At 59.8% G+C, this 20,841-nt stretch carries 19 protein-coding genes; 12 read left to right on the top strand and 7 right to left on the bottom strand.

The features are described from left to right. Positions 1 to 3: 3 nt before the first annotated feature. From ACIQU2_RS10830 to ACIQU2_RS10815, 4 genes are all read left to right on the top strand, one after another. Positions 4 to 549, top strand: a complete 546-nt coding sequence (locus tag ACIQU2_RS10830; protein WP_403140433.1) for a twin-arginine translocation pathway signal protein — start codon at positions 4 to 6, stop codon at positions 547 to 549. Positions 550 to 702: 153 nt separating this feature from the next. Next, positions 703 to 2,298, top strand: coding sequence for a GMC family oxidoreductase N-terminal domain-containing protein (locus tag ACIQU2_RS10825; protein WP_403140432.1), 1,596 nt, complete (start codon positions 703 to 705; stop codon positions 2,296 to 2,298). 115 nt (positions 2,299 to 2,413) lie between these two features. Then, on the top strand, positions 2,414 to 2,893 hold the full coding sequence (coaD, locus tag ACIQU2_RS10820; protein ID WP_008150570.1) for a pantetheine-phosphate adenylyltransferase: 480 nt from the start codon (positions 2,414 to 2,416) through the stop codon (positions 2,891 to 2,893). Positions 2,894 to 3,030: 137 nt separating this feature from the next. Next, entirely contained in the window at positions 3,031 to 3,282 is a 252-nt protein-coding gene (locus ACIQU2_RS10815) for a YfhL family 4Fe-4S dicluster ferredoxin (protein ID WP_038358877.1), read from the top strand. Between the two features lie 108 nt (positions 3,283 to 3,390). Here ACIQU2_RS10815 and ACIQU2_RS10810 read toward each other — a convergent pair whose 3' ends face one another. Genes ACIQU2_RS10810 through ACIQU2_RS10800 form a run of 3 tightly spaced genes read right to left on the bottom strand, consistent with a single transcriptional unit; the run spans position 3,391 to position 5,424 of the window. After that, positions 3,391 to 3,714 (bottom strand): multidrug transporter, encoded by a 324-nt coding sequence (locus tag ACIQU2_RS10810; RefSeq protein WP_403140430.1) that lies wholly within the window; start codon positions 3,712 to 3,714, stop codon positions 3,391 to 3,393. A 53-nt stretch (positions 3,715 to 3,767) separates the two neighbouring features. Beyond that, entirely contained in the window at positions 3,768 to 4,580 is an 813-nt protein-coding gene (gene mutM / locus ACIQU2_RS10805) for a bifunctional DNA-formamidopyrimidine glycosylase/DNA-(apurinic or apyrimidinic site) lyase (protein WP_347802409.1), read from the bottom strand. Positions 4,581 to 4,608: 28 nt separating this feature from the next. Next, entirely contained in the window at positions 4,609 to 5,424 is an 816-nt protein-coding gene (locus ACIQU2_RS10800; RefSeq protein WP_161990868.1) for an HDOD domain-containing protein, read from the bottom strand. Positions 5,425 to 5,657: 233 nt separating this feature from the next. Here ACIQU2_RS10800 and ACIQU2_RS10795 point away from each other — a divergent pair, with 233 nt between their 5' ends. The 5 genes from ACIQU2_RS10795 to ilvD all read left to right on the top strand — a co-directional run bounded on the left by ACIQU2_RS10795 (position 5,658) and on the right by ilvD (position 12,628). Further along, positions 5,658 to 6,854, top strand: coding sequence for a class I SAM-dependent rRNA methyltransferase (locus ACIQU2_RS10795; protein ID WP_347802410.1), 1,197 nt, complete (start codon positions 5,658 to 5,660; stop codon positions 6,852 to 6,854). A gap of 422 nt (positions 6,855 to 7,276) precedes the next feature. Beyond that, positions 7,277 to 8,356, top strand: a complete 1,080-nt coding sequence (locus ACIQU2_RS10790; RefSeq protein WP_403140428.1) for a SagB family peptide dehydrogenase — start codon at positions 7,277 to 7,279, stop codon at positions 8,354 to 8,356. Beyond that, entirely contained in the window at positions 8,353 to 9,330 is a 978-nt protein-coding gene (locus tag ACIQU2_RS10785; protein ID WP_403140427.1) for a diiron oxygenase, read from the top strand. The genes ACIQU2_RS10790 and ACIQU2_RS10785 overlap by 4 nt, the downstream gene beginning before the upstream one ends. Next, positions 9,323 to 10,528, top strand: coding sequence for a multidrug effflux MFS transporter (locus tag ACIQU2_RS10780; RefSeq protein WP_403140425.1), 1,206 nt, complete (start codon positions 9,323 to 9,325; stop codon positions 10,526 to 10,528). The genes ACIQU2_RS10785 and ACIQU2_RS10780 overlap by 8 nt, the downstream gene beginning before the upstream one ends. 258 nt (positions 10,529 to 10,786) lie before the next feature. Then, the gene (gene ilvD, locus ACIQU2_RS10775; protein WP_347802413.1) at positions 10,787 to 12,628 is read left to right on the top strand and encodes a dihydroxy-acid dehydratase; all 1,842 of its coding nucleotides are present in this window, start codon (positions 10,787 to 10,789) and stop codon (positions 12,626 to 12,628) included. A 205-nt stretch (positions 12,629 to 12,833) separates the two neighbouring features. Here the strand turns inward: ilvD and ACIQU2_RS10770 are convergent, their stop codons facing one another. Next, positions 12,834 to 13,901: a haloacid dehalogenase-like hydrolase gene (locus tag ACIQU2_RS10770; RefSeq protein ID WP_403140423.1), complete on the bottom strand. Its 1,068-nt coding sequence runs from the start codon at positions 13,899 to 13,901 to the stop codon at positions 12,834 to 12,836. 241 nt (positions 13,902 to 14,142) lie between these two features. Between ACIQU2_RS10770 and ACIQU2_RS10765 the strand changes: the two genes are divergently transcribed. Beyond that, the gene (locus ACIQU2_RS10765; protein ID WP_347802415.1) at positions 14,143 to 15,534 is read left to right on the top strand and encodes an L-cystine transporter; all 1,392 of its coding nucleotides are present in this window, start codon (positions 14,143 to 14,145) and stop codon (positions 15,532 to 15,534) included. Between the two features lie 91 nt (positions 15,535 to 15,625). Here the strand turns inward: ACIQU2_RS10765 and ACIQU2_RS10760 are convergent, their stop codons facing one another. Beyond that, a complete protein-coding gene (locus ACIQU2_RS10760) occupies positions 15,626 to 16,138 on the bottom strand; it encodes a dihydrofolate reductase (protein WP_403140421.1) in 513 nt (170 codons plus the stop codon). Between the two features lie 85 nt (positions 16,139 to 16,223). Between ACIQU2_RS10760 and ACIQU2_RS10755 the strand changes: the two genes are divergently transcribed. After that, complete coding sequence (locus tag ACIQU2_RS10755; RefSeq protein ID WP_403140419.1) at positions 16,224 to 17,603, top strand: DUF2868 domain-containing protein; 1,380 nt, start codon at positions 16,224 to 16,226, stop codon at positions 17,601 to 17,603. Then, positions 17,596 to 18,972 (top strand): GTPase/DUF3482 domain-containing protein, encoded by a 1,377-nt coding sequence (locus tag ACIQU2_RS10750; RefSeq protein ID WP_403140417.1) that lies wholly within the window; start codon positions 17,596 to 17,598, stop codon positions 18,970 to 18,972. The genes ACIQU2_RS10755 and ACIQU2_RS10750 overlap by 8 nt, the downstream gene beginning before the upstream one ends. Positions 18,973 to 19,103: 131 nt before the next feature. Here ACIQU2_RS10750 and ACIQU2_RS10745 read toward each other — a convergent pair whose 3' ends face one another. Continuing rightward, a complete protein-coding gene (locus tag ACIQU2_RS10745; protein ID WP_403140415.1) occupies positions 19,104 to 19,661 on the bottom strand; it encodes a phosphonate degradation HD-domain oxygenase in 558 nt (185 codons plus the stop codon). Beyond that, positions 19,661 to 20,794: a TIGR03364 family FAD-dependent oxidoreductase gene (locus tag ACIQU2_RS10740; RefSeq protein ID WP_403140413.1), complete on the bottom strand. Its 1,134-nt coding sequence runs from the start codon at positions 20,792 to 20,794 to the stop codon at positions 19,661 to 19,663. The genes ACIQU2_RS10745 and ACIQU2_RS10740 overlap by 1 nt, the downstream gene beginning before the upstream one ends. Positions 20,795 to 20,841: the final 47 nt, after the last annotated feature.

The following is a 20,841-nucleotide window of genomic DNA, read 5'->3' as shown; positions in this document are numbered from 1 at the left end:
ATAATGAGCCCAAGTCTGTCCGATACACCCACGTTGTCACGGCGCGGATTGCTTAAATTCAGCCTGGGTGCCAGCGCTTTTCTCGCCACCGCCGGTTTGGGCGCGAGCCTCAGCGGCTGCTCATCGAGCCTGCCAGCCAGCGGTTTCGCGATTCTGCGCAGCGGTGACTTACTGTTTTTGCGGGCATTGATTCCGGTGATGCTCGATGGCGCTATGGCCACCGAGAAAATACCGACGGCCGTCGGTGAAACCCTGCACTGCCTGGATAACGGTCTGAATCATCTGTCGCCGGAAATGCTCAAGCTGACCCGACAGTTATTCGATGTGCTGGGAATGCGCATCACCCGCGGCCCACTGACCGGGATCTGGGGCAGTTGGGAAAACGCCAGCAGCGAGGAGATCAGGCTCTTTCTCGATCGCTGGGAAAACAGTTCGTTAAGTCTGCTGCGCATGGGCCACAGCTCGCTGCTGCAACTGGTGATGATGGCGTGGTATAGCCGCTCGGAATCCTGGGTGCATTGCGGGTATCCCGGGCCGCCTACCGTCTGAAACCGTGGTGACCCTATCGCGGGCAAGCCACGCTCCCACAGGGTTTGAGTCGTTCACAAAAGGGTGGCCCCCTCCAATTCTGTGGGAGCGTGGCTTGCCCGCGAAGACGTCAGCCGCCTCACCACCGAATCCAAAATAAAAAGAGAACTGAAGATGCCCGTACCCGATCCGTTCCGCGAAGGCCTGGCCCGTGGCTGGAAAACCTATAACGGTTCACAACTGACCCAGGACCTGACCCTCGAAGCGGACGTGGCGATTATCGGCAGTGGTGCTGGCGGTGGCACCACCGCCGAAATCCTCAGCGCAGCGGGCTACAAGGTATTGCTGATCGAGGAAGGCCCGCTCAAGACCAGCAGCGACTTCAAGATGCTCGAAGACCAGGCTTACACCAGCCTCTATCAGGAAGGTATTGGCCGCATGAGCAAGGACGGCGCGATCACCATCCTTCAGGGGCGCGCGGTGGGTGGTACCACGCTGATCAATTGGACCTCAAGTTTTCGCACGCCGGACCCGACCCTCGACCACTGGGCCAAGGAACACGATGTCAAAGGCCACACGCCGGCCGAGATGGCGCCGTGGTTCGAGAAAATGGAACAACGCCTGGGCGTCGCCCCCTGGATGATCCCGCCCAACGCCAACAACGACGTGATCCGCAAAGGCTGCGAAAAACTCGGCTACGCCTGGCATGTGATCCCGCGCAACGTGCGTGGCTGTTGGAACCTGGGCTACTGCGGCATGGGTTGCCCGACCAACGCCAAGCAATCGATGCTGGTGACGACCATCCCGGCGACTTTAGAAAAAGGGGGCGAGCTGCTCTATCTGGCTCGCGCCGAAAAGCTCGTGATCAGCGGCGACAAGGTCACGGGGTTGCAATGCGTGGCGATGGACGAGCGCTGCGTCGCACCTACCGGACACACGATCACGGTCAAGGCCCGGCATTACGTGCTGGCCGGTGGCGGGATCAACAGCCCGGCGCTGCTTATGCGCTCTGAGGCGCCCGATCCGCACAAACGGCTGGGTAAACGGACTTTTCTACACCTTGTGAACATGTCGGCCGGGCTGTTCGACGAGGTGATCAACCCGTTTTATGGCGCACCACAGTCAATCTATTCCGACCATTTCCAATGGCAGGACGGCACCACCGGAAAAATGTCTTACAAACTCGAAGTGCCGCCGCTGCACCCGGCACTGGCCACGACCCTGCTCGGCGGTTTCGGCAAGGAAAACGCCCAACACATGGAAAACCTGCCCCACACCCACGCCATGTTGGCGTTGCTGCGGGACGGCTTTCACCCGGACAGCCCCGGCGGCAGCGTCGAGTTGCGCGGTGACGGCACGCCGGTGCTCGACTATCAGGTTTCACCCTATGCCTGGGATGGATTGCGTCGGGCGTTCCACAGCATGGCCGAGATCCAATTCGCGGGCGGTGCCAATGCGGTGATGCCAATGCACGCCGACGCTCGCTACGTGAAAACCCTCGCCGAAGCGCGCACGCTGATCGACAGCCTGAGCCTTGAGCTGTATCGCACACGCCTGGGCAGCGCCCATGTGATGGGCGGTTGTGCCATGGGTGAAGACCCGAAAAACGCCGTGACCGACAGCCTCGGCCGGCATCATCAGTTAGGCAACCTGTCGATTCATGACGGCTCGCTGTTCCCCACCAGCATTGGCGCAAACCCGCAATTGTCGGTCTACGGGCTGACGGCGCAGCTGGCAACTTCTTTGGCCGAACGTTTGAAAAACCCATGAAAATGCAGAATATTCCAATCGTCTATAGTGCTTTCTTACCCAAAAGGCGACTTGGCCGACCGGGAAGGCTGCGATACCATCCGACTCCCCAACGGACTCCCGCCAGGACGACGCGATGAACCGAGTGTTGTACCCAGGTACCTTCGACCCTATTACCAAGGGCCATGGCGATCTGGTCGAACGCGCCGCGCGCCTGTTCGATCATGTGATCATCGCCGTCGCCGCCAGCCCGAAGAAAAACCCGTTGTTTCCCCTGGAACAGCGTGTGGCGCTGGCCCGCGAGGTCACTAAACACCTGCCCAACGTTGAAGTCGTCGGCTTCTCGACGCTGCTGGCGCACTTTGCCAAAGAGAAGAACGCCAATGTGTTCCTGCGTGGTTTGCGTGCGGTATCGGACTTCGAATACGAATTCCAGCTGGCCAACATGAACCGTCAGCTGGCACCGGATGTGGAAAGTCTGTTTCTGACCCCGTCTGAGCGTTATTCGTACATTTCTTCGACGCTGGTCCGGGAAATCGCAGCCCTGGGCGGCGATATCACCAAGTTTGTCCACCCTGCGGTGGCGGACGCCCTGAACGAGCGCTTTAAAAAGTAGGAGCTGCCGTAGGTTCGGGCCGCGTTCGGACGATCTTTTCCCCTTGATCGCGTCCGCGTGCACTGCGGGCGCCAATGCGGCACAATTGTGCGCATTGGTTTATTGCGCCCGGGCCTTCCGCCCTGGCTGGAGTTAGCATGTCCCTGATCATCACCGACGATTGCATCAACTGCGACGTCTGCGAACCCGAGTGTCCGAACGCCGCCATCTCCCAGGGCGAAGAGATCTACGTGATCGACCCGAACCTGTGCACCCAGTGCGTCGGCCACTACGACGAACCTCAGTGCCAGCAAGTGTGCCCGGTGGATTGCATTCCGTTGGATGAGGCGCATCCGGAGACTGAAGAGCAGTTGATGGAGAAGTACCGGATCATTACCGGTAAGGCTTGAGTCATTCGGCGACTTTGAAGACGCCATCGCGAGCAAGCTCACTCCCACATTGAATCTGCGCAAATTTCATGTGGGAGCGAGCTTGCTCGCGATGAGATGTAACTGACCTCACTCCCGCTGCTCAAACCCCTCCCCGATACACCCCAAACACCGCACAAACGCCGCTTTCGCCGGGTCGACCACCAACGCCTGCCCCGCATCGCCGATGCCGCCACCCAATGCGGTAAACGGCAACGACACCACAAACACTCCGGCACCAATCACCGTCGCCACGACCAGCAAGGGTCGGGCAATCAGCAAATCGCCGATCATGGCGTACGCCGGGGGATTCTGGATGGTGTAACGCGGGTCGCCGCTGCCCGTGTTTGCTGCCAGGGCTGGCGCACCGACGCTCAGCAGCAAAACGACGACAACGGTTCGAAACAGGTTCATGGCACGGTCCTTGGGCTAGGCAGTCAGAACACTGACTATAGACCCTGGGCGTATCAGCTCTGACAACGCGGGCAAAAGACGCTGGCGCGCTGCCCGAGCTTCACTTCCCGCAACTCCGTGCCACAGACCTTGCAGGGCGCACCGCCACGGCCGTACACGAACAGTTCCTGCTGAAAATAACCCGGCTGACCGTCACCGCCGATAAAGTCGCGCAGTGTGGTGCCGCCGCGCTCGATAGCGGCTGCCAGGATGCGTTTGATCTCGATCGCCAGTTTCAGATAACGCGCCCGAGAGATGCTTTTGGCCTCACGACGCGGATCGATACCGGCGGCGAATAACGCTTCGGTTGCGTAGATATTGCCCACGCCGACCACCACCGCGTTGTCCATGATGAACGGTTTGACCGCCATGGATCGCCCGCGGGACTGCTGGAACAAGCGCTCGCCGTCGAACAGGTCGGTCAACGGCTCCGGCCCCAGGCGAATCAACAATTCATGGTTGAGCGGATCGAGGCTCCAGAGCATCGCGCCAAACCGTCGCGGGTCGGTGTAACGCAAGGCCAGGCCGGATTCCAGTTCGATGTCCACATGCTCATGCTTGGCCACCGGCGTGCCGACTTCCACCAGACGCAGATTTCCCGACATCCCCAAATGGCTGATCAGCGTGCCAACTTCGGCATTGATCAGCAGGTACTTCGCGCGTCGCTCCACCAGCACGATGCGCTGGCCAGACAGCCGCACATCCAGGTCTTCGGGAATCGGCCAGCGCAAGCGCCGCTCACGCACGATCACCCGGCTGACGCGCTGGCCTTCCAGGTGCGGCGCAATCCCGCGGCGAGTGGTTTCGACTTCAGGCAGTTCCGGCATGGTGCTCTCGAATCAGGCTGTGCAACGCTCAGCGGTGAGCGCCAAGGTCACGAATCGTTTGTTTAAGGGTCTCGAAGTCGTAGTCCGAGAGACCGACATAATCGAGAACCAGCGGAGCGATGCTGTTCCACTCGTGGTCATCACGCTGGTTGCCCAGCACCCGGAAGGACGCACAAATGTGCTCGGCCATTTTCAGGATCGCCAGCAGGTTTTTCAGCTGACTGTTGCGCGACGACTCATCGCTGAAGATCGCTAACGCATTGTGGTGATTGGCGATGGCGGCGGTGACATGCTCGGGCAGGCGCCAGGATTTGGCGGTGTAATAACCCACCACCGCATGATTGGTATTGAACACCCGATTCTCAGTGTCCACCACCCGACATTCGGCGCTGGCACTGGCGTAGGCCTCTTCCAGAACGGTCATGTAGTTGGGGAAGCGCTGGAGCATCAGCGGCACGCCGCAGTCATGGAACAGACCCAGGGCGTACGCTTCATCGCCGGCCTGGGCGCCGATGCGCTTGGCCAGTGTCAGGCAGGTCATCGCCACGTCCTGAGCGGTATCCCAGAACCGATTCAAGGTGACGATGGTGTCGTCGTTCATCTCGCCCTTGATCGACTGCGCGTTGATCAGGTTGATGATCGAGCGGCTCCCCAGCAGATTCACCGCACGCTGAATCGAGGCGATTTTGTTGCTCAAGCCGTAATACGGCGAGTTGACGATTTTCAACAAGGCGCCAGAGAGGCCCGGGTCCTGGGAGATTAGCTTCGCGATCACCTCCAGATCCGGATCGGGCATGTACTGTTCCATCTGCAAATCCACCATGATTTGCGGCTGGGCCGGCACGCTGATGCCTTGCAGGGACTGTTGAATCTGTTCGGAAGTCAGCTCTGGGGACATAAGTACACACTCTGGGACAGGCGGCGATTCTAACCCTTATAAAGTTGGATCCGACACCTTGGCCGGTCCATCGCCTGAAGTTTCATCAAATGACGGCCCTTCCTCACCGCATGTCCATCCGCCAAACCGTGGCCGTGCGCAACACGCTATACTCCCGCTCTTTTTTCCGGAGCGACGTCATGTCCCTGCCTAGCCTGCGCCTCAAAGCCAACGCCGACCGTCGCCTGCGAAACGGCCACTTGTGGGTCTACAGCAACGAAATCGATGTAGCCGCCACCCCGTTGAACGGCTTCAAGGCCGGCGACCAGGCGATCCTCGAGGCAGCCAGCGGCAAGCCGCTGGGCGTCGTTGCCATGAGCCCGAACAACCTGATCTGCGCCCGCCTCTTGTCGCGCGACATCAAGTTGCCGCTGGACAAGTCGCTGCTGGTGCATCGCCTGAACGTCGCGCTGTCCCTGCGCGATCGCCTGTTCGACAAGCCGTTCTATCGCCTGGTCTACGGCGATTCCGACCTGCTGCCAGGTCTGGTAGTCGACCGTTTCGGCGACATCCTGGTGGTACAGATCGCTTCGGCAACCATGGAAGCCCATAAAGAAGACGTGATCGCAGCGCTGACCCAAGTGATCAAGCCTAGCGGCATTCTGTTCAAGAACGACTCCGCTGCCCGTGATGCTGAAGGCCTCAACCGCTACGTCGAAACCGTGTTCGGCCTGGTGCCGGAGTGGGTTGCCCTGGAAGAGAACGGTGTGAAATTCGAAGCACCCGTCATCCAGGGACAGAAAACCGGCTGGTTCTATGACCACCGCATGAACCGCGCGCGTCTGGCACCTTATGCCAAAGGCAAACGCGTGCTGGACCTGTACAGCTACATTGGCGGTTGGGGCGTGCAAGCTGCAGCTTTCGGCGCCAGTGAAGTGTTCTGCGTCGACGCTTCGGCCTTCGCCCTCGACGGCGTCGAGCGCAACGCCGCGCTGAACGGCTTCGCCGATAAAATGACCTGCATTGAAGGCGACGTGTTCGAAGCCCTGAAAGAGCTGAAAGCCAGCGAAGAGCGTTTCGACGTGATCGTTGCCGATCCTCCGGCGTTCATCAAACGTAAAAAAGACATGAAGAACGGTGAAGGTGCCTACCGTCGCCTGAACGAGCAAGCCATGCGCCTGCTCAGCAAGGACGGCATCCTGGTCAGCGCTTCGTGTTCGATGCACCTGCCCGAGGACGATCTGCAGAACATCCTGCTGACCAGCGCCCGTCACCTGGACCGCAACATCCAGATCCTGGAGCGTGGCGGTCAGGGCCCGGATCACCCGGTTCACCCGGCCATCGCCGAAACCCGCTACATCAAGAGCATCACCTGCCGTCTGCTGCCAAACAGCTGATTACGCCGGTTTGACGGGGAGCCAGCCGGCTCCCCGTTCTGTTATCTGTAATTGAATTCTCTAACTTCCTACTCCAGCGGTCTTAATGACTTGCAGGACGTTTCGCTTTGTCTTTTATTTTAGCGGACAGAACTTACAAGATTCATCCAGCCCTAAGATTGATCCGACAAGATTACTGGAACATTCCTACTCAATCTCCCCTTGATAAGAACTCATTACAAACTATGATTAAGTCGTCACAACGGAGACACTCACTATCAATTACAAGGAGTTCAAAACATGAAAGCAATTACTCTGGAAACCAACAAAATCGCCAACCTGGCTTTTCTGGTTGCGCCAAAAGTCCGCTAAGTAAATGAAACGCTGGGGAGTGCCGGCTACCCAGCGTTTTCTATGGCAAAGACCAGAGTGAGTCGCCAATCATGCAGATAAACCCTTATATATTCATACTTCCTCGCACGCCCGACCTAATAGTCTGGGATTACAAGAACCACAAACAGTTCGAATTGAATCTTGAATATTCAACCCGCCTTGCACACCTTATCGACAACCCTGAAAATTTTGATGACAACAACATAATAGACACGCAACTCCTGAGCGCGGGAATACTCACAACGTCAATACAAGACACCCTTGAATGGGGCTGGGATGAACTGTCGAAGATATTTCATATCGGCACCAAGAACATTCCTTGTGAATATGTCCCCCAAGATATTAATGAATGGTCGAGACACTATCTGGACCATTGCGCCGAAGTACTGGCCACTCCTGCCCCGGAGGTCAGACTCACAGAACGCCCGACAAGCGAGCGGATTGCCCTGCCCCAACCTTCCTGTCTGCCGCAAAGCGCACTTGCAAAGACGTTGATCGACCGAAAGACCTGTCGCTCCTTCACGGGTGAAGGGGTTTCTCTCGACGATGTGGGCACTCTTTTGTATTTGTCCGTTGGTTATCTGCGTGAGCGCGACAACGACATCGACGAAACCATCGTTGAAGGTCTTGGCGCCCGGCGCAGCAGTCCATCCGGTGGCGGGCTGAATGCCTGCGAAGGTTATCTTCATGTTCAGAACGTCAGCGGCCTGAATCCCGGGCTCTACGCCTACCACCCCGACGAACATGCGTTGAGCTTCGTCAATCCGGTGCCTGACTCACCCTTGGGCCAATTGTTGTGTGGGCAGCATTTCATCAACAACCTGCCAATCGGCCTGTTCATCACCGCTCGCTTCGACAAACTGTGGTGGAAATATGAACACTCGCGGGCCTACCGAATGGCTTACGTCGAGGCAGGTCATATTTCCCAGACCTTTCAACTGGTGGCCACCGCACTTGGGTTAAGCACCTGGCTGACCGGTGCGTTGGCGGACGATCAGGTCGAAACGTTGCTGGGGATCGAGGACAGCGCCGAACAACCGTTGTTTTTTGTGGGCTGCGGCCAGAGTGACGGTCAAGTGATGTGCAAGGAATTGAAAGCACTGCTAAGCAGCCGAGACTTACAACAATGACCGAGCCTCGCACAGACGACCTGTCACTGCCCGACGCCTGGGCACAGCGCTTCACCCTCGACGACTGGAACACCCGAGCCTCGGTACGCAACAGCGAGCATACCTATCAATTGCCATCAGATCTGGAACGACAACTGGAAACACGACACTGGTTCCCGCCCGCCTTCCTGCCCTACCTGAATCACCCGGCCATCGAAGCAGCCGGCAGTGCGATCACCCATCGTTTATCGGCCAACCATCTGGTGTACTTCCTCGACTACACCACCCGGCTCGAACATCGAATCGTCAACCGCTCCGTGGAAACCATCGTCCACGATGAGCTCGGCGCGTCCATTCCCCGACGGATGAAAACAGCCGCCCTCCAGCTGTACACCGATGAGGGTTATCACGCCCTGTTCTCCAATAGTCTCGCCGAGCAGATAGCCGACCTCTACGGCATGACCCAACGCCCGGTGATGCCGCGCCGCATTACCCGACTGAACGCCCTGATTGACCACAGCCCAGAGAGGCATAAGGCGCTGGCCTGGTTTCTCGTCGGTTTCGTATCCGAGACCATCATCGCCAGGGAACTGCTCGAGGTTTGTCGCAACGAGCTGGTATCCAGCGTCCAGGAAATGCTCAGGGACCACCTCACCGACGAGGCCCGACACAGTCGCTATTTTTGCGAAGTGTTCCATTATCTGTGGCTGACCCTGAACAGCAGCCAACGCACGTTCGCCGCGAAGCTGCTGGTGGACATCATCCTGATGTTCTTTGAGGTCGATGAGCGATGGCTGAAGGAAAGCCTGAACAGCGTGGGCCTCAGGGAGAATTGCGTCGCAGAAATCCTCAGCGCCCTGACCGGCCCGCAAGCCTGCCTTCAGCGCGCCCGATCAGGTGCAGGCGCGACGCTACAGGCAATGGAAAAGGCAGGTTTTTTCGACCTGCCTTTTAACCAGCAGCTCTTCGCACAGGCAGGACTTGTCGATGGATGAAGGAAAATCTGCGGTCAGTGTCAAACACCGCCGCTCTGCGATCACCCTATTAATGACCATGGTGATGCTCGGGGTCTTCCCTCTCGATGTCCTGCTGCCATCGTTCCCGGCGCTGGCCGAACACTTCCGGACCACACCAGGCGATATCGCGTTTTCCATCAGTCTGTTTGCCATCGGGATCGCACTTTCCCAACTACTGGTCGGGCCGCTCTCGGATGTCATCGGGCGCAAAAGTCTGCTGCTGGCGGGAATGGCGGTCTCGATTGTCGGTGCGACTGGTTGCGTGCTGTCCACCGACTACGCTTGGTTCCTGTTGTTCCGGGTGGTGCAGGCCATCGGCTGCGGTTGCTTCGTACTCTCGCAGGCGCTGGTCCAGGACCTGTTCGACGGCAAGGAACGGGATCAGCTGCGGATTCTGCTGGTCACCGCCAGCGGGATCTTCATTTCCGTCTCGCCACTGGCTGGCACCCTGTTGCAACAGGCACTGGACTGGCCCGCAAGCTTCATTGTCTTTATTGCCCTCGCCGCCGCCGTGTTCCTTAAGGCCTGCTTCTTTCTTGAAAACCGGCACACCGCCACAACCCCGCGCCGAAGCATTCTTCAGTCCTACCGGCGCGTCTGTCGCGATGCGGGTTTCCTCGGCTATTGGTTGATCGCCGCGATCGCCTTCACCTGCCACTTTTCCTTCATTGTCATCTCGCCCCTGATCTTCATGGAGCAGTTGCAGCTTTCGGCCTACGAGTTTTCCCTGACACTGCTGCTGTATGGCATGGCCTACATCATCGGCGGCATTATCGCTCGAGTCCTCGCCGGGCGAATCGCTCCACATACACAGATCATCGTCGGTCTAAGCCTGATCTTCGTTTCGGGGCTGGTAATGCTCATGCTCTCAAACGCGATGGGGCTGTCGACCCTGACGGTGCTGATCCCGATGATTGTCTGCACCGCCGGCACCACCATCGCTCGCCCTATCGCCACCTCGCAGGCGATGGAGGTTTTTCCGGACATGGCCGGCACCTCGGCGTCAGCCGGGAACACACTGGTATTCATCTTCGGTGGCCTGATCAGCGCCCTGATCAACCTGAGTGGAGCCCATCTGCAAACGACTCTCGCACTGAGTTTCCTCGCTCTGAGCACCGTCGGCATTTCCTTCAATGCACTGATCACACGTCGGCAGCTCTCGCTGAATAGCGGGTGATTCCTGCCGGTCGTCATCCCACACGCCCCGCCGGTGCTGGATCCCCCTTTTCCGGCATTCCCTCCTGACGCCAGCCGTGTAGAATCGCGACATTCATCGCCAGTCATCCCCCGGCGGGTTTATGAGCTCAAGCTGAAGCGCGCGGCGATCCCGCAAAGTTATCGGCAACTTCCGGACACACGGCCATTTCTGAGTGTTCCAGACGTCAATAGAAGCTCACTTCCCTTTTGATACCTGATTAGCCGCCCGGAGTGCTTCATGCCTGATTACCGCTCGAAAACATCCACCCATGGCCGCAACATGGCCGGCGCCCGCGCACTGTGGCGCGCCACGGGGATGAAAGATGACGACTTCAAAAAGCCGATCATCGCCATTGCCAACTCCTTCACCCAGTTCGTACCGGGCCACGTCCACCTCAAGGACCTGGGCCAACTGGTCGCCCGCGAAATCGAACGCGCCGGCGGTGTCGCCAAAGAATTCAACACCATCGCCGTGGATGACGGCATCGCCATGGGTCACGACGGCATGCTGTATTCGCTGCCGAGCCGCGAAATCATCGCCGACTCCGTCGAGTACATGGTCAACGCCCACTGTGCCGATGCGATCGTCTGCATCTCCAACTGCGACAAGATCACCCCTGGCATGTTGATGGCGTCCCTGCGCCTGAACATCCCGGTGATCTTCGTGTCCGGCGGCCCGATGGAAGCCGGCAAGACCAAACTGGCCAGCCACGGCCTCGACCTCGTCGACGCCATGGTGATCGCCGCCGACTCCAGCGCTTCTGACGAGAAAGTCGCTGACTACGAGCGCAACGCCTGCCCGACCTGCGGTTCGTGCTCCGGCATGTTCACCGCCAACTCGATGAACTGCCTGGTCGAAGCCCTCGGTCTGGCATTGCCGGGCAACGGTTCGACCCTGGCCACCCACAGCGACCGCGAGCAGCTGTTCCTGCAGGCCGGTCGCACCATCGTCGAGCTGTGCAAGCGTTACTACGGCGACAACGATGAGTCGGTATTGCCGCGCAACATCGCCAACTTCAAGGCGTTCGAAAACGCCATGACGCTGGACATCGCCATGGGCGGTTCCACCAACACCATCCTGCACTTGCTGGCCGCGGCCCAGGAAGCCGAGATCGACTTCGACCTGAAGGACATCGATCGTCTGTCCCGTCACGTGCCGCAACTGTGCAAAGTTGCGCCGAACATCCAGAAGTACCACATGGAAGACGTACACCGTGCCGGCGGGATCTTCAGCATCCTCGGCTCGCTGGCCCGTGGCGGCCTGCTGCACACCGACCTGCCGACCGTGCACAGCAAAACCCTGGCTGAAGGCATCGCCAAGTGGGACATCACCCAGACCAACGACGAAGCGGTGCATCACTTCTTCAAGGCCGGCCCTGGGGGAATCCCGACGCAAACCGCGTTCAGCCAGTCGACCCGATGGGAGACCCTGGACGACGACCGTGAAAACGGCTGCATCCGCAGTGTCGAACACGCCTACTCGAAAGAAGGCGGCTTGGCCGTTCTCTACGGCAACATCGCGCTGGACGGCTGCGTGGTGAAAACCGCCGGCGTCGACGAGTCGATCCACGTGTTCGAAGGCAACGCGAAGATCTTCGAAAGCCAGGACAGCGCCGTACGCGGCATCCTCGCGGATGAAGTGAAGGCCGGTGACATCGTGATCATTCGTTACGAAGGCCCGAAAGGCGGCCCGGGCATGCAGGAAATGCTGTACCCGACGTCCTACCTGAAATCCAAAGGCCTGGGCAAAGCCTGCGCCCTGCTCACCGATGGTCGCTTCTCCGGCGGCACTTCGGGCCTGTCCATCGGCCACGCTTCGCCAGAAGCGGCGGCGGGCGGCGCAATTGGTCTGGTGCAGGATGGCGACAAAGTGCTGATCGACATTCCAAACCGCTCGATCAACCTGTTGATCAGCGATGAGGAGATGGCTGGTCGTCGTGCCGAGCAGGATCAGAAAGGCTGGAAGCCTGTGGAAAAACGTCCACGCAAAGTGACCACCGCACTGAAAGCCTACGCCCTGCTGGCGACCAGCGCCGACAAGGGTGCTGTGCGTAACAAGGCAATGCTCGACGGGCTGTAAGCGTCAGTCGCAGTAACAAAAATGCCCCGCCAAGTGCGGGGCATTTTTTTGTCTGACCAAAATTCCCCAAACACAGGGGATCAATGTGGGAGCTGGCTTGCCTGCGATGCGGACGACTCGGTCTATCTGATGCACCGCGTAGATGCCATCGCAGGCAAGCCAGCTCCCACACTTGACCGCGTTCGCCAAGACGATTCAGTTGCGCTTACTGAATCTCTTCAGGCTTCACGATCACCCAGTTCTTGTCCGCCGTCACCGGCAACCCTTCCTTGGCCTGAGCTGCGGCGTGTTTGGCCATCATGCCGTTAATCTGGGTCATGTATTTGTCTTTGCGGTTGACCCACAAGTGGATGCCACCCTTGGCCACGTCGACGCCGTGGAACAGCATGAAACCATCGCTGGTAGGTGTATCGCCGCCGACCAGAACCGGTTTTTTCCACTCATCGATATAGGTCAGGATCGCCGCGTGCTTGCCGGCCATCCAGGTCGCCGGGGTCCACAAGTACGGGGTCAGTTCGAGGCCCAGGTTAGCCTTCTCGTCATACTTGCCCGCGGTGATTTGCTTGCGCGCCGTGGTCAGTTCGCCAGACTTGGGATCCTTGAGCAGCAAGCTCACGCCGATCACGTTCTGCGGTTTCACGTTGTAGCCGTACTTCGGATCGGCGGCGACCATGCGCACCAGTTCTTCAGAGGCGGCGGTCATCACGTAGACCTCGATGCCGTTCTCCATCAACTTGTTGTAGAGCTCTTTCTGACCGGTGAAGATTCTCGGCGGGTTGACGTCGAGGTTCTTGACCACGTCGCCTTCGTAATACGTAGCGGGCACCGGTTTGCCGGACGCCATCAACTCGTCGACATAACCCTTGAGCTCTGTGAGCGTGAAGCCGGAGAACACTTGAGCGACCCATGGATAGCAGACCATGTCGTCAAGTTCGCAGAGGCGATAGTAGTAGCTGAACAGGCTTTCCTTGTGGTCGGCAGTGTCTTTGAACGGCATCAGTTTCAAAGAGGGGTCGAGCTTTTCGCGGGTGATCAAGCCTTTGTTTTCCATGAACGGCAGCAACGACTCTTCGAGGTCGTAGCGGTAACTGGTGTTGTCCATGTCGAACACCGCGTAGTTACCTTTGTTGGCGTTGGCGGCAATCATTGCGTCCAGCGCCTTGGCCTGATCGGCTGGCCAATGCTTCAAATCCGTAGCGAATACCTGGCCGGCGAGGCTCAGGCCCAACCCCAATCCCAGTGCTGCGGCCAAAAATTTCGGTGCGAGCTTCATTAGCATTTCTCCCTGATTCAAAGATATCGACGCTAACAAATTAGTGTGACAGTCCCCGTCTGCCTGCGACCGCCCGCGTCCCTTTCGCGTCAGCTGCATCTCCGACAACGACACCCTCTTATTCCAAAAACGACAGTTAACAGACCTTTTTGATATTAAATCATTAGTTTTCAAGCTGTTAGGCTTGCCGGTTCGCGGCTGCCCCGGAAGGTAGCCGGCACAAGTCTTTATCGGAGTTCCAATGAATCTGCCGCTGATCCTCAATCTGCTGGTGTTCCTCGCCCTGCTCTTTGGCCTGGCGCAAACCCGTCACACCACGTGGAGCCTGGCGAAAAAAGTTCTGCTCGCGTTGGTGCTGGGCGTGGTCTTCGGTGTGGCCCTGCACACCGTTTACGGTGCCGGCAACCCGGTACTGAAAGCCTCGATCGGCTGGTTCGATCTGGTGGGTAACGGTTACGTGCAGTTGCTGCAAATGATCGTGATCCCGCTGGTGTTCGCCTCGATCCTCAGCGCCGTGGCCCGTCTGCACAACGCCTCGTCGCTGGGCAAGATCAGCTTCCTGACCATCGGCACGCTGCTGTTCACCACGGCCATTGCGGCGCTGATCGGTATCGGGTTGACCAACCTCTTCGGCCTGACCGCCGAAGGCCTGGTGGCCGGCACTCAGGAAATGGCCCGCCTGCAAACCATCCAGACCGACTACGCGGGCAAGGTTGCCGACCTGAATGTGCCGCAGCTGTTGCTGTCGTTCATTCCGCAAAACCCGTTCGCCGACCTCGCTCGCGCCAAGCCGACCTCGATCATCAGCGTGGTGATTTTTGCTGCGTTCCTTGGGGTCGCGGCTCTGCAACTGCTGAAGGATGATGTCGAAAAAGGTCAGAAAGTGATCAACGCTATCGATACCCTGCAAGCTTGGGTGATGCGTCTGGTGCGCCTGGTGATGAAGCTGACCCCGTACGGTGTATTGGCACTGATGACCAAAGTGGTCGCCGGCTCCAACCTGCAGGACATCATCAAACTTGGCAGTTTCGTAGTGGTTTCCTACATCGGGCTGGGCCTGATGTTTGTGGTCCATGGCCTGCTGGTGTCGGCCGCCGGGATCAACCCGCTGCGCTTCTTCCGCAAAATCTGGCCGGTGCTGACATTTGCTTTCACCAGCCGCTCCAGCGCCGCGACCATTCCGCTGAGCATCGAAGCCCAGACCAGCCGTTTGGGTATTCCACAGTCCATCGCCAGTTTCGCCGCGTCGTTTGGCGCGACCATTGGCCAGAATGGCTGTGCCGGTCTGTACCCGGCGATGCTGGCGGTGATGGTCGCACCAACCGTGGGCATCAACCCGCTGGACCCGCTGTGGATCGCGACGCTGGTGGCGATTGTGACGCTGAGTTCGGCCGGTGTGGCTGGCGTGGGCGGTGGTGCGACGTTTGCCGCGTTGATCGTGTTGCCGGCGATGGGCTTGCCGGTGTCACTGGTGGCGTTGCTGATTTCGGTTGAGCCGCTGATCGACATGGGTCGTACGGCGTTGAACGTGAGTGGTTCGATTACGGCGGGGGCGATTACCAGCCAGATCATGCAGCAGACCGATAAAGAGCTGCTGGATGCGGATGAGCATGCTGAATTGGCTCACGCTTAATCCATTTGTAAAGATCAAAAGATCGCAGGCTTCGCCAGCTCCTACAGGGTTCTACGCCGACCTTGTAGGAGCTGCCGCAGGCTGCGATCTTTTAGACCTTTTCCCACACCTCGAAGTTGTACGCCGGCTTGTCACCTTCCGCCGGATTCGACACATTGGACACCAATTTCCACTGCCCCAAATCAAACGCCGGAAACCAAGCATCCCCCTCCGGGCTCAACTCCACGCGCGTCAGATACAACCGATCCGCCTGAGCCATCCCCTGCGCATACAACTGCGCCCCGCCAATCAGCATCACCTCATCGACGCCCTGCTCGTTCGCCCATTCCTGCGCCCGAACCACCGCCGCCTCCAGCGACGGATAAACCTCCGCGCCCTCCAACGCCAGATCCACCTGACGGCTGACCACGATGTTCAACCGCCCCGGCAACGGACGACCGAGGGAATCCCAGGTCTTGCGACCCATGATGATCGGCTTGCCGAGGGTCGTAGCCTTGAAGTATTTGAAGTCCCCCGGCAAGTGCCAGGGCATGCTGTTGTCGACGCCGATCACACGGTTTTCACCGAGGGCTGCGATCAGGCTGAGGGGGAGTGATTTAGTCATGCCGGCGAGGATACCAGAGCCTCCCGTACCCCGATAAGCGCCACAGCGGTTATGCTCACCGTTCAATTGAGCGACGGGATGGCGCGTGACGGAACTGACTCCACTGCAAAACCTCTGGCTGACCGAGACGGTGCGCCTGCGTGAAGAACACGCCGGCCCCCTGGAGGATCTGGAAGCCAACCGACTGGCCCGCAGCGCGGGCGGCGATCTGCCGACACGTATTCAACGCCGTGCCCTGTGGCTGGCCGAGCGCGATGGACTGACCAGTGCCCTCAAACATTGGCTGCAAGGTGCGCGGCTGGCACTGTTGGTGCTGGCTGTTCTCGCCGTTGCCAGCGGCGCCGGCCTGGCGATTGCCGCGCTGGGCGACGGACAAACCCCGGTCAATGTGTTCTGGGCCTTGGGCAGTTTGCTCGGACTGAACCTGATTCTATTGCTGAGCTGGGCGTTGGGCCTGGCCTTCGCCGGCGAACACGGCGCCACCCTCGGCCGCTTATGGTTATGGCTCAGCGAAAAACTCGCTCGCGATGCCAAAGCCGCGCAACTGGCCCCGGCCCTGCTGCTACTGCTGCAACGGCAAAAACTCAATCGCTGGGCGGTCGGCGTACTGGTCAACGGCTTGTGGTTGCTGGCGATGTTCAGTGCTCTGGTGATGCTGTTGATACTGATGGCGACCCGGCGTTACGGCTTCGTCTGGGAAACCACGCTCCTCGGCGGCGACACCTTCGTCGCCATGACCCAGGCCCTCGGCGCCCTGCCGGCCATGCTTGGTTTCAACGTTCCGACCGTGGAAATGATCCGCGCCAGCGGCGATGCCGCACTCAACATCGAAAGCGCCCGTCAGGCCTGGGCAACATGGCTGGTCGGCGTGCTGGTGGTCTACGGAGTTTTACCGCGACTGTTGCTGGCCTTGTTTTGCCTGTGGCGCTGGAAAACCGGGCAAGCGGCATTACGTCTGGATTTGAACCTGCCCGGTTACGCCCAACTGCGCGAACGGCTGATGCCGACCAGTGAACGCTTGGGCATCAGCGACGCTGCGCCAGAGCAATTGCATCGTATTGAAAGCGGCGTCAGCGACCTGCAAAGCGATGGCGCGTTGTTGGTCGCCATCGAGCTGGACGATCAACGCCCCTGGCCGCCGCCACTGCCGAAAACCGTGAGCAACGCCGGCATCCTCGACAGTCGCGAATCGCGCAACAAACTTCTCGAACAACTGAGCCGTTTCCCCCCGGTCCGTCTGGCCATCGCTTGCGATCCGCGACGTTCGCCGGACCGCGGCAGTCTGGCACTGATCGCCGAACTGGCCCGCAGCGCCAGCGCCACTCGCGTCTGGCTGCTGCAAGCACCGCCGGGCGAAGCGCTGGACGCCGAAAGGCTGGGCGACTGGCACGTGGCACTGCAGCAACTGGACCTGCCGTTCGCCGATTGCGCGCCGTTGAACTGGCTGGAGAGCGGTCATGACTAACCCCTGGAAACCGCCCTTGAAACTCGCCGTGGTCGGCCACACCAATGTCGGCAAAACCTCGTTGCTGCGCACCCTGACCCGCGATGTCGGTTTCGGTGAGGTGTCTCATCGCCCCAGCACCACACGACACGTCGAAGGCGCGCGGTTGTCGGTGGACGGCGAGCCTTTGCTCGACCTCTACGACACCCCCGGCCTGGAAGACGCCATCGCCCTGCTCGACTACCTCGAACGTCTGGAACGACCGGGTGAACGCCTGGACGGCCCGGCACGGCTTGCGCGGTTCCTTGAGGGCAGCGAAGCCCGGCAGCGCTTCGAACAGGAAGCCAAGGTGCTGCGGCAACTGCTGACCTGCGACGCCGGTCTCTACGTGATCGACGCCCGGGAACCGGTGCTGGCCAAGTACCGCGACGAACTGGAAGTGCTGGCCAGCTGCGGCAAACCGCTGCTGCCGGTGCTGAACTTCGTCAGCAGCGCCAACCACCGCGAACCGGATTGGCGCGAGGCATTAGCGCGTCTGGGCTTGCACGCATTGGTCCGCTTCGACAGCGTTGCACCGCCGGAGGATGGCGAACGTCGACTGTATGAAAGCCTCGCGCTGCTGCTGGAAAACGCCCGCCCACAACTTGAACGCCTGATCGCCGATCAGCAAGCCCAACGCCAGGCCCGGCAACAGAGTGCGGCGCGGCTGATTGCTGAATTATTGATCGACTGCGCCGCGTGCCGGCGCAGCGTGGTCAGCGAAGCCGAGCTAGAACAGCAAGCCATCAACGAACTGCGCAAAGCGGTTCGACAACGGGAACAACGCTGCGTCGAAGCGCTGCTCAAGCTCTATGCCTTCCGCCCACAGGACGCGGCGGCCAGTGACCTGCCTCTGCTCGATGGCCGCTGGGGTGACGACCTGTTCAACCCGGAAACCCTGAAACAACTCGGCGTGCGAGTCGGTGGCGGTATCGCGGCCGGCGCGGCAGCCGGCGCCGGGGTCGACTTGTTGGTGGGTGGCCTGACCCTCGGCGCGGCGGCACTGGTCGGCGCGATTGCCGGTGGCGCGCTGCAAACCGCCCGCAGTTATGGCAGCCGCTTGCTGGGCAAAATCAAAGGCCAACGGGAGCTGACCGTCGATGACAGCGTGCTGCGGCTATTGGCATTGCGTCAGCGGCAACTGCTGCAAGCGCTCAATGCGCGTGGGCATGCCGCGATGGACAGCATTCAGGTCGCCACGCCCCAGGACAAATCCTGGCGCGAAGGCAAACTGCCCGAAGCGCTGAACAAGGCGCGGGCGCATCCGCAGTGGTCGTCGCTTAATCCTCATCCGAAGTTGAATCAGGCGCAAAGGCAGGAACAGATCGAAGTGCTGGCGCAGCAGCTTTAAAGGTCCGCAATCTGAGGTGTCGGCCCTGGCCCCATCGCGAGCAAGCTCGCTCCCACATTGGATCTATGATCGACGCAAATCCCCTGTGGGAGCGAGCTTGCTCGCGATGGCAGCCACTCGGTCGTGAAGCTCTACGCAGCCAGCAGGCGCAACGCCTTTTCTTTCAAGAGACCAAGGTCGATCACCGGCACTCCCATGTCCTTGGCCTGTTCATCCCACTGCCGCATCCGCAGGCTGACCGCACACAACGGATCCTTCTCGAAGGCTTCAGCCTCGGCTGCGGTCATCACCCCACCCTGATATTCCAGGGTCCGGCGGCTGGCTTCGCTCAATCGCTCGTAGTACCCAGGCTCTTTCAGCGTCAGATAGCGCTTGGCTTGAACGTGGTACTCCACCAGCCGCGCCATGCGTTCACTGAAGCCGGCGCGGCGCAGGTAATCGGCGCCCAGGCGCTCATGGCTGACGACACCGTAGCCGCCCATGCTCTCTGCGCTCTCGGCGCAGATATGCCCGATGTCGTGGAAGAACGCCGCCAGCACCACTTCATCATCGAAACCTTCGGCCATCGCCCGTTCAGCGGCCTGTGACATGTGCTCGATCTGCGACACCGGCTCGCCGATGTAATCGCTGTCGCCAAAGCGCTCGTACAACGCGAACACCTCGGCAATCACTTGCGCATTGCGGTCCATCAACGCTCTCCCAACAGAGTTGCGACGTTACGTTCAGCCATCGCCGGCCCGACGCTCATGCCAACACCGGTGTGCATCAGTGCCACGCTCACACCCGGCATCGGACGCAGGAACGAGAACGGCCCCGGTCCACGAGAACCATAGACACCCTGCCAGCGTTCCACCACTTGCACCTTGCAGCCCAACGTCTGCTCGGCCAGTTCAATCATCCAGTTGTCCACTTGCTCGGCATTGAACGGCGACGGGTCGCTGCCGTAATGGTGGGAGTCGCCGATGATCAATTCACCATACGGCGTCGGACTGATCAGCAGGTGAATGCCGTTTTCATGCAGGTGCGGCGCGTCTCGCAGGATTTGCGCCTGCACGGCGGCGGCCTCCGGCAGATCGGCAAACGCACCGTAGTGCACGCAGCTCAAACCGGTGAGCAACGCGTGTTGCAGATTGAGGTTGATTTGCGGTCGAGCGCGGAGCATTTGCAGGCGGCAGATTTGCGGGTTGAGTTCGGCGATCGGCTCGGCCAGCAGCGTCTGATAATCGTGGCCGGAACAGACGATGATCTGTTCGGCGCTGAAGGTTCCGGCGGTGCTGTGCAAGCGGCTGGGCTCGATGTCGCGCACGAGTGTGGAGAAGTGAAACGCGACGCCGAGTTCGCGGCGCAGGTAATCGATCAACGCTGGAATCGCTTCACGGGAATACAGTTGCTGATCGTCCATGCCGTGCAACGCGGCGCGGTGATGGCTGAATTGGCCGCCATACAAATCACGCAATGCAGCGCCGCGCAACAGGTCGACGCGGTAACCGTGTTCCACGGCGCGACCGGCGCAGAAGGCTTCCAGCAGGTGTTCTTCGGCTTCGGTGCGGGCAAACAGGTACGAGCCGTTGCGCTTGAGTTGCAGACCGGCGAGCTGCGCCCATTGACCCCAGATCTCGCGGCTGGCCTTGGCTAGTTCAAGCATCAGCCCCGGTGGTTGGCCAGTGACCAGTGCCTGGCCGAAGTTGCGCACCGAGGCGCCCAAAGGCGTTTCGCTACGCTCGAAAACGGTAACTTTCAGACCGCGCTTGGCGGCGGCGTAGGCGTGGGACAGGCCGAGCATACCGGCGCCGACGATCAGCATGTCGTTGTGATGTGTCATGGAGTTTTGTCCTGAACTCAGGACCGCTATCGCGAGCAAGCTCGCTC

This window comes from Pseudomonas sp. NPDC098740, assembly GCF_044760065.1.
Lineage (GTDB): Bacteria > Pseudomonadota > Gammaproteobacteria > Pseudomonadales > Pseudomonadaceae > Aquipseudomonas > Aquipseudomonas rossensis.
The sequence above is the reverse complement of the archived record's forward strand: the minus strand, read 5'-3'. Positions and strand labels throughout refer to the sequence as shown.

What these genes read in the sequence shown, in the direction of transcription:
- ACIQU2_RS10830 (WP_403140433.1), top strand. Translation starts at nt 4, where the DNA reads ATGAGCCCAAGTCTGTCCGATACACCCACGTTGTCACGGCGCGGATTG.
- ACIQU2_RS10825 (WP_403140432.1), top strand. Translation starts at nt 703, where the DNA reads ATGCCCGTACCCGATCCGTTCCGCGAAGGCCTGGCCCGTGGCTGGAAA.
- coaD (WP_008150570.1), top strand. Translation starts at nt 2,414, where the DNA reads ATGAACCGAGTGTTGTACCCAGGTACCTTCGACCCTATTACCAAGGGC.
- ACIQU2_RS10815 (WP_038358877.1), top strand. Translation starts at nt 3,031, where the DNA reads ATGTCCCTGATCATCACCGACGATTGCATCAACTGCGACGTCTGCGAA.
- ACIQU2_RS10810 (WP_403140430.1), bottom strand. Translation starts at nt 3,714, where the DNA reads ATGAACCTGTTTCGAACCGTTGTCGTCGTTTTGCTGCTGAGCGTCGGT.
- mutM (WP_347802409.1), bottom strand. Translation starts at nt 4,580, where the DNA reads ATGCCGGAACTGCCTGAAGTCGAAACCACTCGCCGCGGGATTGCGCCG.
- ACIQU2_RS10795 (WP_347802410.1), top strand. Translation starts at nt 5,658, where the DNA reads ATGTCCCTGCCTAGCCTGCGCCTCAAAGCCAACGCCGACCGTCGCCTG.
- ACIQU2_RS10790 (WP_403140428.1), top strand. Translation starts at nt 7,277, where the DNA reads ATGCAGATAAACCCTTATATATTCATACTTCCTCGCACGCCCGACCTA.
- ACIQU2_RS10785 (WP_403140427.1), top strand. Translation starts at nt 8,353, where the DNA reads ATGACCGAGCCTCGCACAGACGACCTGTCACTGCCCGACGCCTGGGCA.
- ACIQU2_RS10780 (WP_403140425.1), top strand. Translation starts at nt 9,323, where the DNA reads ATGGATGAAGGAAAATCTGCGGTCAGTGTCAAACACCGCCGCTCTGCG.
- ilvD (WP_347802413.1), top strand. Translation starts at nt 10,787, where the DNA reads ATGCCTGATTACCGCTCGAAAACATCCACCCATGGCCGCAACATGGCC.
- ACIQU2_RS10770 (WP_403140423.1), bottom strand. Translation starts at nt 13,901, where the DNA reads ATGAAGCTCGCACCGAAATTTTTGGCCGCAGCACTGGGATTGGGGTTG.
- ACIQU2_RS10765 (WP_347802415.1), top strand. Translation starts at nt 14,143, where the DNA reads ATGAATCTGCCGCTGATCCTCAATCTGCTGGTGTTCCTCGCCCTGCTC.
- ACIQU2_RS10760 (WP_403140421.1), bottom strand. Translation starts at nt 16,138, where the DNA reads ATGACTAAATCACTCCCCCTCAGCCTGATCGCAGCCCTCGGTGAAAAC.
- ACIQU2_RS10750 (WP_403140417.1), top strand. Translation starts at nt 17,596, where the DNA reads ATGACTAACCCCTGGAAACCGCCCTTGAAACTCGCCGTGGTCGGCCAC.
- ACIQU2_RS10745 (WP_403140415.1), bottom strand. Translation starts at nt 19,661, where the DNA reads ATGGACCGCAATGCGCAAGTGATTGCCGAGGTGTTCGCGTTGTACGAG.
- ACIQU2_RS10740 (WP_403140413.1), bottom strand. Translation starts at nt 20,794, where the DNA reads ATGACACATCACAACGACATGCTGATCGTCGGCGCCGGTATGCTCGGC.